15 protein-coding genes are annotated in these 14,638 nt (G+C 41.1%); 2 read left to right on the top strand and 13 right to left on the bottom strand.

From position 1 onward, the window contains the following. The first annotated feature begins 24 nt into the window (after positions 1-24). The gene (locus HWQ38_RS08210; RefSeq protein WP_292792132.1) at positions 25-3,261 is read left to right on the top strand and encodes a phage portal protein; all 3,237 of its coding nucleotides are present in this window, start codon (positions 25-27) and stop codon (positions 3,259-3,261) included. A 129-nt stretch (positions 3,262-3,390) separates the two neighbouring features. Here the strand turns inward: HWQ38_RS08210 and HWQ38_RS08205 are convergent, their stop codons facing one another. From HWQ38_RS08205 to HWQ38_RS08145, 13 genes are all read right to left on the bottom strand, one after another. Further along, positions 3,391-4,173 carry a hypothetical protein gene (locus HWQ38_RS08205; protein ID WP_292792130.1) on the bottom strand — a complete coding sequence of 261 codons (783 nt, stop codon included), beginning with the start codon at positions 4,171-4,173 and terminating at the stop codon, positions 3,391-3,393. Between the two features lie 335 nt (positions 4,174-4,508). Beyond that, complete coding sequence (locus tag HWQ38_RS08200) at positions 4,509-5,078, bottom strand: hypothetical protein (protein ID WP_292792128.1); 570 nt, start codon at positions 5,076-5,078, stop codon at positions 4,509-4,511. A gap of 5 nt (positions 5,079-5,083) precedes the next feature. Further along, positions 5,084-5,539: a hypothetical protein gene (locus tag HWQ38_RS08195; protein WP_292792127.1), complete on the bottom strand. Its 456-nt coding sequence runs from the start codon at positions 5,537-5,539 to the stop codon at positions 5,084-5,086. A gap of 16 nt (positions 5,540-5,555) precedes the next feature. Continuing rightward, on the bottom strand, positions 5,556-5,954 hold the full coding sequence (locus tag HWQ38_RS08190) for a hypothetical protein (RefSeq protein ID WP_292792125.1): 399 nt from the start codon (positions 5,952-5,954) through the stop codon (positions 5,556-5,558). Between the two features lie 152 nt (positions 5,955-6,106). Continuing rightward, the gene (locus HWQ38_RS08185) at positions 6,107-7,891 is read right to left on the bottom strand and encodes a hypothetical protein (RefSeq protein WP_292792123.1); all 1,785 of its coding nucleotides are present in this window, start codon (positions 7,889-7,891) and stop codon (positions 6,107-6,109) included. A 1-nt stretch (position 7,892) separates the two neighbouring features. Next, positions 7,893-9,089, bottom strand: a complete 1,197-nt coding sequence (locus tag HWQ38_RS08180) for a hypothetical protein (RefSeq protein ID WP_292792122.1) — start codon at positions 9,087-9,089, stop codon at positions 7,893-7,895. Beyond that, positions 9,082-9,300, bottom strand: a complete 219-nt coding sequence (locus HWQ38_RS08175) for a hypothetical protein (RefSeq protein ID WP_292792120.1) — start codon at positions 9,298-9,300, stop codon at positions 9,082-9,084. The genes HWQ38_RS08180 and HWQ38_RS08175 overlap by 8 nt, the downstream gene beginning before the upstream one ends. A gap of 4 nt (positions 9,301-9,304) precedes the next feature. After that, on the bottom strand, positions 9,305-9,484 hold the full coding sequence (locus tag HWQ38_RS08170) for a hypothetical protein (RefSeq protein WP_292792118.1): 180 nt from the start codon (positions 9,482-9,484) through the stop codon (positions 9,305-9,307). A gap of 4 nt (positions 9,485-9,488) precedes the next feature. Then, the gene (locus HWQ38_RS08165; RefSeq protein WP_292792116.1) at positions 9,489-9,905 is read right to left on the bottom strand and encodes a hypothetical protein; all 417 of its coding nucleotides are present in this window, start codon (positions 9,903-9,905) and stop codon (positions 9,489-9,491) included. Then, the gene (locus HWQ38_RS08160; RefSeq protein ID WP_292792114.1) at positions 9,905-12,154 is read right to left on the bottom strand and encodes a hypothetical protein; all 2,250 of its coding nucleotides are present in this window, start codon (positions 12,152-12,154) and stop codon (positions 9,905-9,907) included. Before HWQ38_RS08160 ends, HWQ38_RS08165 begins: the two co-directional genes overlap by 1 nt. Positions 12,155-12,286: 132 nt before the next feature. After that, the gene (locus HWQ38_RS08155) at positions 12,287-12,700 is read right to left on the bottom strand and encodes a hypothetical protein (RefSeq protein ID WP_292792112.1); all 414 of its coding nucleotides are present in this window, start codon (positions 12,698-12,700) and stop codon (positions 12,287-12,289) included. 10 nt (positions 12,701-12,710) lie between these two features. After that, entirely contained in the window at positions 12,711-13,529 is an 819-nt protein-coding gene (locus HWQ38_RS08150; protein WP_292792110.1) for a hypothetical protein, read from the bottom strand. Between the two features lie 89 nt (positions 13,530-13,618). Beyond that, positions 13,619-14,083, bottom strand: coding sequence for a hypothetical protein (locus HWQ38_RS08145; RefSeq protein WP_292792108.1), 465 nt, complete (start codon positions 14,081-14,083; stop codon positions 13,619-13,621). 269 nt (positions 14,084-14,352) lie between these two features. On the opposite strand from HWQ38_RS08145, the gene HWQ38_RS08140 reads away from it, so the two are divergent. Then, positions 14,353-14,638 (top strand): hypothetical protein (locus tag HWQ38_RS08140; protein ID WP_292792106.1); only part of this gene is annotated, 286 nt, incomplete at its 3' end.

The following is a 14,638-nucleotide window of genomic DNA, read 5'->3' as shown; positions in this document are numbered from 1 at the left end:
TCCTTACTCATTACTTTCTTCGCTATGCCCGAAAACCCTTTTGTCGAAGAAACTGAAGAGACTCGGCTCGATGCCACCTTGATAAATGCTATTACCCAGATGGGGACAGGGGGCGATCGCTCTGAGTATACTTTTATTGGCAGAAGCAAACGAATCCCTAAGGAGAAGTTAGAGGAATTATACCGTGTACCCATTTGTCGGCGGGTAGTCCGGGCAAAGGCAGATAGTGCGGTATTGAAGGGATGGAATCTAATTTTAGGGAATGATTCTGACCAAAAAATAATTGGCACGTTTACCAAATACCACGATCGCCTGAAAACGAAAGAAAAGTTGAATGAAGCCCAAATTCAGGCAAATATTTACGGTGGGGCGGTAATCATCATCATTGCCGATGACGGGAAGAACCCAGATGAACCACTTGATAAAACTAAAATTAAAACTATTGTTTCCTTAGAAGTAATTGACTGCAACAAAATTATCCCTGAAATCCAGCTTGGGATTAACCCCGCCGACCCAGAATTCTATCGGTTAGTTTTACCAGAATTTTTACTCCGTAAATTTAACGAGCTATTCGCAAATAAAGAAGAGACAAACTTTCTAATCCACTCATCACGGATTATCAGATTCGACGGTTATGCTTACACCCCCGATATGTTGTACGAAAGTCAGGGTTGGGGTGGCAGCATCCTGGAATCGCTGTGGGAAGATTACCGCGATTGGAAAACGTCCTTAAAGGCGATCGGGGCAATGGTGCAAGATTGCAGTATCTTTGTCTACAAGCTGAAAGGTTTGGCGGCAATGGTGAAAACCAACGATGAGTTACTGCTAAAATCTAGGCTGCACCTGATGAGGATGATGACCTCAGTCTTTGGTGGTTTCGCTGCTGATGCTGATGGTGAAAGCGTCGAATTCCCTTCACGGAACTTTAGTGGGGTGGGGGAGATAGCGACTCAACTGCGCGATGCTTTTATTGGAGCATCTGGGATTCCCCACGATCGCCTATTTGGGGAATCACCAAGCGGATTGGGAGCCACTGGTGAAAGCGAGGAGAAGAACTGGAGTTCTGATGTTGCCGCATTTCAACAAATTGAGTGGCTACCAAAGTTAAAAGTTATTGGGCAATTGATTTTCCTTGCCAAAGATGGGCCAAGTAAAGGAGTTGAACCAGATGACTGGGGTTTTGATTTTCCTTCCCTACTCCAGGAATCAGAGACAGATATTGTTAGCAGTCGTTCCACTCAGTCCACAACCGATAATACTTATCTGAGTGCTGGGGTTTTGTTACCCGAAGAAGTTCGGGCTTCTCGCTTTGGCGGATCTAAATATAGTGTGGAAACTACTTTAGATGAAAAATTATACGCCAAGAAGCAAAAGGAAGCTGAAGACCAACAAGCACAGCAACAGCAGCAGTTTGGTGGCGATGATGGCAGTGAAGATGATGGGACCGACACGACAAATCAAGACTCACTTAATGAAGTCGGAAGTGTGAGGTCGGAAGTCGGAAGTAAGAAATCCAATACTTCCGACTTCCGACTTCCGACTTCCGACTTCCGAAAAGATGGTGCTGACCCAGTGAAAAAAATCGTGAACTGGAACGGCATCTCAATTGGCGTGACTCATGAACCAAAAGATAGTAGATTTCCGTTGTCTCGACCGATGAAATCATCCTATGGCCATATCCGCCGCAGTTATGGAGATGCCCCCGATGGTAAAGCGCTAGACGTTTATTTGGGCGATCGCCTAGAATCCGAGCAAGCTTACAAGGTGCGACAACTCGACCCAACAACGGGGATGCCTGATGAAGATAAATATTTTATTGGGTTTCAAGACTCCTTATCTGCACGGGATTGCTTTAATTATCATGCTGGGCGCGATCGCTTTGGAGGAATTGAAAATGTTGACCCAACGGAGTTGCAAGTATATAGGCAAGATAACTGTAGTTTGGGTGAACCTCGCCTAAGTTCAGGGGTACAAACCTTTGACAATAAGTTATTCGCTGGCGGTGCGCCAACTAGTAGTGATGTGTTGCAAATTGTTCAATCTACCTACCCGGAAGAGGTATTGAAGTTAGGGGATTGGAAATACCTCGCTGATGGTACAGCCGATGGTGAATTTTATACTCCCATTGGTGTTTATGGGTTTGGGATTAAGGATAAATATTGTGGGTATGCTTGGAAACGGGAGCTAAGGACTGATTCTACTACTCGTAAAAGGAAAGATTCTGATCCAGTGCGATCAGGTGCTAAAAAAAAAGACCAATATGAAGTTCTTGACTCAAACTCCAACAAAGAAGACATAGTAGATTTAATCGTTAAACAGTACGCGAAAAAGCTTCCTATCAACAATTGGATTCAGGCAATTAGCGGGAATTTAAAGGACTTCTCAAGTTTGGAAGATTTACGCGATCGCATCCCCGACCTTTACTCAAAAATCAACCCAAAAATCTTCATTCAAGTCATTGAACAATCCCGAATGCTTGCACAGTTAGCAGGGATGGCAGATGTCGGGGATGAGCTTGACGAAGAGATGAGCGATCCAACTAGAACTGATGCTAAGGCTCCCGCTTGGCTTTCGCAGCCGTTCAAACAGGCGATCGCATATTTCCGAAAGAAAGTTATCATCCCCACCCAACGTTGGGATGAGTTCACGGCTCAAAATCATGACTTTGCTTTTACTGTTTCTGGTTTAACTAGAGGAGATTTGCTTTCCGATGTGCGGTGGTTGGTTGATCAAGCGATTAGTAAAGGTAACGACCTCGAAACTTTCACTAGTCAGTTTAAACGGCTGGTTGGAAGAAAAGGCTGGAAGCCCAGTGACAAAAGGATCTACACTATTCTTGATACAAATTCTCGCCGCGCTTATGCTGCCGGACGCTATGAGCAAGCGACCTCACCGGATATGCTGGAAAGACGACCTTATTGGGTATGGAAGCATAGAGATTCAGTAATTCCTCGCCCTAATCATTTGGCTTTGGATAATAAGGCTATTCCAGCTAATCACCCTTTCTGGAAAGTGGCATTTCCCAGCTGCGCTTTTGGCTGTCGTTGTTCAGCTTTTACTGCTAATGAACGAATGCTAAGGCGGATTGGCGCACAAATTCTTGATAATCCCCCAGACCCAAAGACAATCGCAGAGACGGGTTTTCAACGCGCACCAGGATTAGCGCCAGACGAAGATAGGGAAGATGTCTTGCAGCAGGGCTTGCAACGTTTATCACCTGATATCGCTCAAAAAGCTAGAAATGATGTCGAAAATATTTAATATCATAATTAGTGGGAAAAGTCAAAGAACCACGGTTCCTTTAGGGGCTTTTGCAACAAATATTTACAAATGGCGGGATAAATTATGCTGTTAATTGCAGAATACAGAAGCGACGAGATTGAACGTGATTTAATATATTAAAAATCGCGCTATATCAACCGCCAATCCCCATTTTGCCCACCACAGGCGATCGCGCCATTTGTCAAGAGCCGCTTCCGGTAGTGGTGCAAATTGATTTAGGGCGGATTTTAAATAATTTGCGTGGTTAAGTTCATCGCCAGTAATTTGTAGAGCGATCGCTCTAATTGCGTCATCATCTGTTGATTCAGTTATTACTTGGCATAAGATGGCTGTCTCTTCTTCTAAAAGGTGGAAAAAAGCTAGTTTATCCTCCCAAGAAAAGTCGAATGCGGCGCGTCCCCCGAACATGATTTGCCCCGTCAAATACCGTTTTGAAATGCCATCAAAATTTTTGAATAACCCCACTAACTGCTCTCCGGGAAACTTAACAGAATCCCAAACAATAGTTTTAGTTACACCATTATTTAGAGTAGGCTTGGCGATGTTTTCACCCGATGGGCGAACCATCTCAATCCATTGCCCATTATCGGATAAATGGATGCGGCTACTACCATCAGCTAAAGATGCCCACATTTTTCCATGTTTTTTTTCTTGCTTGCCGTGATCTTCGAGAAGTCTAGCAAGGTTAGGCAGATTTTCAGATATAGCTTGGCGCTGTAACTTTTCGCAAAAAATAGCTACGCCATATTCAATTTCTGCCAAGAATCTGAATAGTTTTGGTTTATCGCGCAACCCTAAATAAATAATAAATCTAACGAGCGATCGCCACATATTTTTAAAACGTTTGAGGCACAAACAATTTTGAATCAGGAATAAATTTAGTGCAGACACAATCAAAACTGCCAGTACTATTCTTTTTGAAAAGCGATATACATGATTTATTTGGCGCAGGTTGAAAGGAAAAAGATCCGCCACCAGCAGGAATATCCGCTAGCCAAAAACGGGTACTAAAATTAGGGGATGAAGTAGGCACTGCCGACCAATAATGCACTTGAACCACCCCAGTACTACCAGACGGACTACTGCTTCTATCTACATGGAACCGCACAGGAAAAGCTGGGAACTCCAAGAACTGTACGTACTTGACAAATCCATCCGCACATTGAGTACAATTCCCCAGCAACGGGACTGGGCTAGCTTGTCTATATAGCGACTCTCTCCACATCTTAACTCTTAGTGATTTGTAGCTTTAAATTTATCCTGGCCGCTGACAATACACGCTGACTGGCAGCATTTAATACCAGAATGCCAGTTAATGTATTGAGTGTTAATTCAGTTGTGTATTTTAAATTCAACGTGGAGGTACTGAACAGCGATCGCCCTGACGTTAATACTGCATTTGCAAAAGTCAACGAGCCAATATAGCTGTCAGCTTCGGTATCAGTCAACGTCAATACACCTGAATCCGTACCATCAATATTAGTAGCTGCGGGTAATATGGAGAATAGCAACAAAGATAAGGTATCCGTTGCTAAAATCTGATTATTTATGTGCAGTGATGCTCCTGCGATCGCACCTGACCAACCAATATTCCCGGCAACTAAATTAAAGTTAAAATAACTCCCAATGATATTCCCATTCAGATAAGTACCAGATATACCCGTTTGCAGTGAATTAATCACGTTGTCATCAAAGCGTACCAACGGGTAATTGATTCCAGAGGCATCTTGTACCACTCCCGATTTTTGAGCAACTCCATTAGTATCTGGATACGAGATGTAGGTGGGTGTTGGCATAATTATTATAAATAAATTGCTGATTGGATTTGTGCGGGTATCACAGGATAAATGCCCAATTTCTCAGCAGTAGAAAGACTAGTGATTTGTGGCTGATAACTAGGGTCTAGCTGGGTTTGAGCTAACAATGCCGTGATCGCATCTTTTGATTGTTGCGATAACAAGCTAGAAACGATTGCTAAATATGCTTGTAAAGCTGCTTTATTTTTAGTTTCCGCCGCAGTTCGGATATCAGCGACTAATCCAGGGAGTTTGTATATCTCAATTGCCTCTGCGGGTGCGATCGCTCCAAATAATTCCAATATCGTTGGTATCTTATCAACCGTTGCTTGGGGGACGGGGTTAGGAATCAAGGGGCGATTATTTAAATTATCGGCTATCCCTTGATAGTCTTTTGCTTTCACCAAATCTGTATAGTCAGTTTTTGCTAATTCAGTTTTAATTATGTTAAGTCCAGCCATGATGGTAGTCCTTTCTTTACGATTTTTCCGCAACGGATAAAGAGATATGAGCAATCGCACTTGGGGGAAGTGGCTGCAATGGATCAAAGTAGCAAGGTGTTCCGAATATCCCCGTACCCCTAACTTTTTTAATTGTAGTCGCTTGAATGAATACCTTTTGCCCACTTAGTAAAACTAGTTTCTCTAGTGGTGGAGAGTAAACATCTGGATTAGTTGCAAGTATCTGCTTCCCAGGAATTAAGGTAATAAAAGTATTGTCGATTTCTTGTTTAGTCAAAAATATCTGAATGTTTTGTGCTACTACAGATGCGATCGCTACTTTTAAGATGACCGATGCTACACCGCTTGGGACTTGATATATTTGGGATGGGGTGTTATTGGCGATCGCCGAAATGTTGTTTAAATTTGTTGGCATAACCTGGGGCGAAACAATACTGACTATCTAATTGTTGGTAAAATCGCCAAAACTGGCGGATGATTTAACGTAACCGCTTCTCTAGAATAGCTTTTCTTAAACTTTGCCAAGTTGGTTTTATTTCTCCTGAAATTTGTGCTTTCATCTAAACCTCAACCAAATATTAATGCATTGATGAAACTATCTTCTTGCGACTTAATGTAAGCATTCCGATCAAAGAAAAACTCCACTATGCACGGCGGAGATGCGTGAGAAATCGATGTAACTGTCCCACTATAGACATAAGCGATCGCAACTTGATACTCCCCAGCCGCAAAAATACTCGTACCACTCACAGCCAATACTGTAAATGCACCCGGCGTAAATAGCCCAAAATCACCATCTACCGAAGGTATTTCAGTATCCGTAGATGTTGCCAATGAGCCAGCAAAAATAGACTCTGGGGAAATCCCGGTAATTGGAGTATCAAAAATTAATATTGTTCCATTACTAACGGAACGCACGTATACCCGAACTTGGGTTGCATTCAACTGGTCACTCATTCCAGCAATTACGTCTGGGTAATCAGTCCGAATTGTACTGGGATGTGCCAAGTTTAACTGTAGCAGTAAGGAATTAGAAAGGGCGATTGCACTACTCCACCCACTAGCAGTCCCCACCCCATCTATAGTCCCAATCATTGCCCGAAGTGCAGCAGTGTTGGGAATAGTGTTGGTGACAAAACAAGTACCGTTATTGGTAATGACTACCATTTGATTAGCAGTATTCGACAGGGCACCCGGAACCATCTGCTGTCCTAATGTGCGAAAACGATAGTAAGCAACAACACCACTACCTACTCCTGCAACTAAATCTAACCCAGTTCCATTGGCTAAAATTCGCCGCTTATCTTCCGCATCAATGTCAACGATGTAATCAAAATCGGCATTGGGGTCATATTCTGAGAAATTAGCCGCAATTCGCGGATAGATTTTTAGAATTGCCCCCTGTGCCACACTGTTCCCCACATCAGCGTCGTCAAACGCCAGTTGCACTTGCAAAATATAACCATAATTGGGTGACAGAGGTTTGGGGAGTAATAAATTTGTTACCATGTCCCCCTGATAAGTAAATGTTCCCCCCACTGTCATTTGTGTGGTATCAATTACCCCGGTTAGGGTGTTCACATACCCTAAAAAGGTCAATTGCAGTAATCCCTTAAAGTCATCTGCCCCAGCATCTGCATCATCGGTGGCAGCACTAATCCGAATCCGTTTCCCTTGGGGAATGTCATAGTTTGTATCGTTGACAATCCAAAATATTACTGGCTGTGATAAATCCCCACTGGAATCGTAATCAGGGAAAATAATCGCACTAGTATCGGTAATAAAAGATAAATCAACGTCTGCCCCACCCTCAGATAGGGTACTAGCAATGTAAGGATTGAAAGTTTGAGGGAGGCAGGGAACCCATGACGATGCGCGACTACTCCACTGCACAATTTGATTGGTGGATTCAACCAACCGCCGCATCCCTAATTGCTGATTGCTACTGGGTAACGCTGATGGGGTAAGGACGACTGCGCGAATTTGAAAATGGTCATCGGTAAAAAGTGCGATCGCAGTTGGCAGTGCTGTTATAGTTTTCCCATCCGCTTCATACCCCAAATACGTCGCCACCACACACCCGTTATCTGGGATAATATCGTTCGACATTACTACCCCAATTTCCCGAATATCACTACCAGTTTGGCGAATCGCTGAGGGGAGGGTAATTTGTAAACCTTGATTGGGTGCGATCGCTATATCGGTTCTAGGGGAAAAAAGTGTTACCCCAGCGCGATTGCGGCAGTATATCCAAATGCTCTTTGTGCCAGCACTAGCCAATGTTGTGGAACCAACAGTAAGGATGATAGTGGGTGCGGGTGGGGTTATGGTTGAGGCATATTGTGAGCGCATATCAAAAAATAACTACCCCAGAATTAGTACAAGCTTGAGATAAATTATAAATATCTTGATTTATCGGTACATTTATTCTATTTATGTTAGGAGGAGAAGGCACTGGATTATAGTTAGGATCTATTCTTCCTGAACCAGAAACCATAATAGTTTTCTTTTTTAAAAATAATTCATTATCTGGTGAAAATGAGAAGGTTTTCCCACCCGTAAAAATAGAGGGGACAGTAATAGCGCTTAATCCCTTGTTTATAGCAAATGTTTCTATAACCTCATTTACCAAAGGAAAGTTTGCCGACTTGCTGTAAGTAAAAATTTTTGCTCCTATACCTTTTTGCACCAAACGCATATAAATCTGGTTTTTATTGTCAAGTAAGAAATCAATAGCGTTGCATCCGCCCCCAGCTAATTGAAAGTACAATCCATAATCATTAGACCAAAAATATTCTGTTTCAAAGGTAGAAATCGTCGTTTTCTTGACCCCATTAGTAACAATAGCTGGCATTGAAAATCGCAAAAGTATAATTGCCGCTACATCTCTTATAGCATCATACTCAGAATTGCTAATAGAGTCAGTAAAAGATACATTCCAAGTAACATCTAAAACCTTGTCTACACTATCTATATCAACACAATTAATAATTGGTGTCCGACAAATGCCATCTATCTTTTCTGGAATATCGCCATATTGTAAACCATTAAATTCTCCCTGATAACTACCTCCCGGATAGTTGATTGTAAATTGTGAATTCTTGTCTCCAGCAAGAGGAGGACTAGAGCTATATTGAATAAACATTATCCTAATGTTAGTCCAATACCTTCCTAGCGAAAAAGTCAGATGACGGCTACTTCGAGTGGATACATCTACTATCTTTTGTGGCGACTCTTTATCATTGATTAATAAAAATACTGGTGCAAGTATGTCTGATTTCTTCTTGCTCCGCCGATTAATAGCGATCGCCTCTTTCTCCACTTTTCGCACCGATGTAGAAAAGGCGTAATATTCCCCTTCCACCTGAAATACAGCACAGTCACCACTCCCAGTGATGTTTGCTGCGATCGCATTTACAGAAGTTCCATTTTCCCGTTTTACATTCACCGTCCCGTCGTTATTTACAATGCCGCAGCTACTAGTGAAAAAAACGGGGTTGGATGCGATCGCATCTAAGATGTATTGGGCTAACTTTGTGTTCTTATCCATCTATGTAAAAAGCCCAGGATTCTCCTGATTTAATCCATCCCCATAGTTCCATTGAGGTTAGTTCAGATTTTGACATTTGATTATGAATAAGCTCATAATTTCCCACATAAATAAACCCGTTATCAGTCGAAATATGAGCGTCTATTTCAAAACGCCTAATAGCCTCTACTCCCAACAAAAATTTAGTTAACTCAGTCAAGAACTCAGGCATTGCTTTAACGCGAAATTGCTGTACTTTGATTAATTACATTACTGGGAAACATCTGCAATTCAAAGGTATCTCCATTGCTGTTTTTCCCAGTCAACTTTGAGCCTTGAACTGTGAATGTGGGTTGCTGCGATCGGATAATGTTAACCAGTAGCTCTGCTAATTCTCTCTCTGTTTTTTTTACCATAAAATTAACCTTTAATTAAATAATCTAAAAGCTTCATTCTAATTCCTTTGTGAGTTTTGATAACATTTGACGCTAACTCTTCCGTCCAAGTATTTTTAAGAAAAAATAGCGTCAATTCTTCCTGCCACTTCTCCTCAGAAAAACCAAATATTTTAATAGTCGCTATTTGTTCTCCTAAACAACCTATTTTAGTTAACGTGGTTCCCATTATGGGTGTTGCTTGAGCCAGCTTTTGATAATTGACAAAGGCATTATTTAGTACACTATCAACGCTGCCTTGGTGAAGTTCAACTAATATTAATCCCAGATTGCAATATAGAATTAATGCTGGAATAGAAGAAAAATCAAGCTTTGGGGCTTCTTTATTAGCTTTCTTTGTTTTCTTTACTTGCGACTGCTTTATAGCGACTTCCGATTTCATCAATACCTCCGACGATTTGGTGAATTAGCCAATACCTTCCCAATTGTCTGTGTGGTACCCCCCGTTACTGACATCTTTGGATCAGAGGCAGTTTTATCATCTGTTGGCGTTGCGGCATCTTGCTTATATGTCGTCACGTTCCTTTTCCTTATCAAGCCCAATGAAATGGAAGTTGGTTCGCATTGACAAATAGGATGCAACCCATACTTATCACTAATCCCCCTAAATGTTAATTTAAATGAAGCATTAGCAATCCGCCAATCACCCATATTACTAAATCTATTGTATGGCGTAACAACCCGATCGCCACTTCGCAGATTCGGATAAAATGGAAACAGCGATCGCGCTATTGTATCTTTCCCCATCCCTTCAATTTGCAATTCCGTAACTGCCGCCAATACCGCCTGATTCAAGGTTGTAGCAGTTGGGTAATTCTTAGTCCTTCCAAGGGGGATAAGAGTTGAATCGTCAGAATCCATGAAATAGTGTTGAATATGAGTTGCATTGGATAAATCTGTCAGCGTTCCATCAGTTTTATCCCAATCAGATTTTCGTGTAGTCGCCTCCGGTAACTTCCCCAAAACATTTCTAAAAACTACTTTTTCGATTAAATCAGAAAAGCCAGAACTTTGACTGTTAAACTCGCTCACCTTTTCTTTATATTGATTATCATTTACAAAGGTGCGATCAGTTCTATTAAATGTTTCTTCCCCTGTGATATAAGGTGCTAAAGGATAATCTGATGTAGACTCAGGATTAGGGGTAAAAGCAAAAGAAGAACTTTGATGGCTTTCTACCAAGATAGCCATTGGTTCTACAAAATTCGGGTCAGGGTAAAGAATACCGACTTTTCCCGCACTTGATATCTGCTGTCCATGAGTATCTATTAGTTCTTTAATTCGCGGTTCTAGTTCATCATAAAGCTTCCATTCCACACTAAATGGTAAATTTGGATCAGTTTTATATAGAGTGCGGCTATTAATTAAGGAGTAGGCGGTAATAGAAGTTGAGGGGAGGGATTGAAATTTGGCTAGTGGATAGTCAGGATCATCTTTGTCAAAAGTAATTAACTTATCATCTGACTCTTGCACAAACCGCGCTCTGGTCCATCCTTGAGTATTACTTTCGGTTAAATATTTAGCATTACTTTGAAACGTGCCACTTTGACCAGAAAACGTGGCAAAGTCTGTATAATCTGGATGAATAATTAAGTTGACAAACCCGCTCAAATCTGTATCTGCATATTGCGGGTCTGGGTCTTTCGCTTTAATATTTAAACTTAACCCATCAATAGTTTCATATTTATGTGTAGTTTTTTGGTATTCAATAAGTTTCCAAAACTTTTCGGGTGTGCTACTAAAAGGCAACCCATTTGGTAAGCAGATATCCTCTGCGGTATATTCAAATCCCCAAATCCATGTCTCTTCGGTATCAGTGCTACCATTGATAGAAACGGTTGTATGTTTGGTTTTTTTCTCGGCAGTATTATCACTTATGTTTTTGATAACTAAAGTCCCTGCGGGTGGCTTCTCTAAATCTTCATCAACTTCTGTTAGAGTTTGAATTAATGGTTCTTTTTTGGAATAAGTACTTTCTGGAGTTGCAGCCACATTATTTTTGTTAGCCCCAGTACCCCAAGTTAATTCTGTATTCCGATATCCTACACCGTCAGAAAGGGCATTCTTCCCATCGGTAACAATCTCTTCTGAAGTGAATGACCAACTCCCACCCCCAGAGTTTAAATCCCGCAAAGTCACGCCTTCGTTATAATCAACATAGCAACCATAGATTATGGAGTATGCTTTGACGACAGAATCAATTGTGACACTATAATCCTTGTCGGAATTTGTGGGGATGACAACATCAAATCGAGTTCCAGAATAGGGAACATTGACCGAACTGCAAAGGGTAGAAATACTAACACTACTACTCCCCAATGGAACTAATTTAAATACCTTAATCTCTTGACTTACTAATTCTTCCCATTTCGAGTGTAACTCAATGGACACTGAGTAAACATTTATTAAAACTGTATCTTTCCAAACGGCAGCTTTGCGATCGTACCCGTAAGAGGTAATCACAAAATCTATCCCACATATTTTCAAATAGATTTTTTCCTGTTGCCCTTTCCGATAATTGTAAGCAGCTTCAAATGATGGCAAGTCAGATTCAGCAATATTTGTATATTCAAAACTTCCGGTAGGAAACCCTTGAAAAGTTAGACTCCAATTGATATCCCCCGAATACATAGGGATTGGTAGAATGGGGGGATTTTTGACGATATTGCTTTTTAGGTATTTGACTCTTGAATAAGCTGGCATGGGAGAAGTAAGGGGTAAGGAGTAAGGAGTAAGGAGTAAGGAGTAAGAAGTAAGAGTGAATTACTTCAAACTACGCAACAAGCTAATGGATGTGTCTGATAGAGTAGAAAGACTTTCTTCTTTCGCTTTTTTATAGGATATAAACGCCTCGTCTGTGCGGCGGATGTCTCGAAAATATTTCTCAACTTTGTTTTGTAAAATCTTATGTTTTATTTCAGTTAATTCTACTAATTTACTTACGCTAATTGCTCTGTTAATTTTATGTAACTGATGAAATGGCAATGACAATCTAACGGGAGTTGCATTATCTTTTATGCGTAAAAAATCGATCAGTTCCGCAATGGTATCTATACCTCTATTCCGTAAACGGAAGTATGTATCAGGAGGTAGTCCCAACTCTTCCAGCAGAATACCTGTTTTTTTAGCTTCTCTCTCATGCCAGTGTCTGCATCTCCAATTTGTAATCACAGCCATAATTGTTTGCTTACCTATTAAAATCAACTACTCCCGAACTATTTAAAATATAATCCACATGGGATTCAGTCCAATAGGGCATTGAAGTTGATGGTAAGAATAAATTAGCTACCTTTCTTTCCACATCCCAAGTAAACTCCCATATTTGTGGGGATAGGGCATCACGCGCTGGGCTAAAACTTTTACCTACCCAATCGATGCGATCACAATAAACAGTATCCGGCAAATAGAAAGAGGCAATTGCGCTAATCGCCTCTAAAAAAATAGGTATCACGTCCCCTATTACCACCAATTCTTGTCCTAATATTAAGGAATAAGCAGCATCTCCATAAATCGTAACAATCTGCCCATTTTGGCTAAAGTTACCAATACCAGTACCGTTGGTGAAAGTTAGCCCACCGCTAGTAATACTGCTAACTGCTATTGATGTGGAGAAGATGTAATTATTCGCTACTGCGGGTGGGGCAGAGACTGAACTCGTAACGACTGCATTCGCAGGGAGAGTTGAACCTTGGTACAGGGATAGAGATGTGGCTGACTGCCAGAAAGTATTGGGGGAAGATGCGATCGCATTTTCAACACCTACATATTGGGCGATTTGTTGAATTACTGGGGTAAATGGTGTGACGTAGTATTTCCCCGTGGCGAAGGGTTTCCCTAGAGGAACAGCATCTAATTCCCACCCTGGATTTTCGATCCAATTCCCATAGAAATTCACCCGCAATACCAGGCCAGTCCCCCGATTCTCCCCACTCCAAATCGTGAAACTAGGTGCTGGTCTTGGTTGCGTAGCAACCAAAGGTAAGTTTGTGCTGGTTAGTCGAAACATGATTGAGTAAGGAGTAATGAGTAATGAGTAAGGAGTAAGAGTGGAGAATTTTATCTCTTACTCATTACTCATTACTCATTACTCATTACTCAACTATAAACTTGGCTTTCAAAAAGCAATTCAATTTTGTCAAAGATATTGAAACCATTGACATTAATAGGTGCCGTAGGTGTGACTTTAGTTAAAACGGCTGATCGAACGATATACCCCAAAATATCTATATCCTCACCAGTCACGCTACCGTTGATTAGCCCAGCAATATTGTTATCTCGTTCGTTTTGTAAAGATACAAGATCCGTATCAGTCGCGCCAACTAAACTAAAAGTTGCAGTTTTTTTGGTAATTGGAATTTTGGTAATTGTTCCACTACGGTTGATATCGACATCAATACTTTCCCCGTCACCAAAGGAAATGGCATCTTGTTTGAATGCATATCCTCTCAATTGGAAAAAACTTACATTTAATCCCATAACAAATACCGATAAAGCTTGTGTTCCAAAGCTAGTCCGGTTAAATGCCTGTTTTAGAGAATTCGCTGTTTCAGCGAATGCCATTATTAATGTTGAAGGAAGAAGGAAGAAGGAAAGAAGAAGGAAGAAGTTTGAGAATTTTCTTGCCTTCTTCCTACTTCCTACTTCCCTCTTCCTTCTTTGTAAAAATACTTAAAACCAAAGATTTCCTTAGTTTAACCTTTTCCGTGGCAATGCTCAGGCATCAATGCGATCGCCTGATTACTATTGAATCCAGGACTTAAATTTATGTTGCAGGAAGTAAGATTTAACAGTGTTACTAAAAAGCAACTTTCACCCACTTTTATACAGAAATGCTAACAATTAAAGATATTGCTGCCGATCCAAAGTTAGCGATTCAAGCTCAACAATTACTAATTAATCTAAAGCTCCTCTCTGGGGTAGCTGACGGTAAGGTTGGAGTGCAAACTACATCTGCATATTCCCAACTCCTCCAAATTACCAAAAGTGCCGAGTTAACACCAGAGCTACTGCAACTCAAATCTTTACCACAACCAGAATTAGATTTTTACCGGGGTAACTTTGCTTTCCGTATTGCTTTCGGGCAATATAAGGCGTGGTCAGTAGGTTGGCACAAAA

This window comes from Nostoc sp. NMS7 (assembly GCF_017115085.1).
Taxonomy (GTDB): domain Bacteria; phylum Cyanobacteriota; class Cyanobacteriia; order Cyanobacteriales; family Nostocaceae; genus Nostoc.
This window is presented reverse-complemented; position numbering and strand designations above follow the sequence as displayed.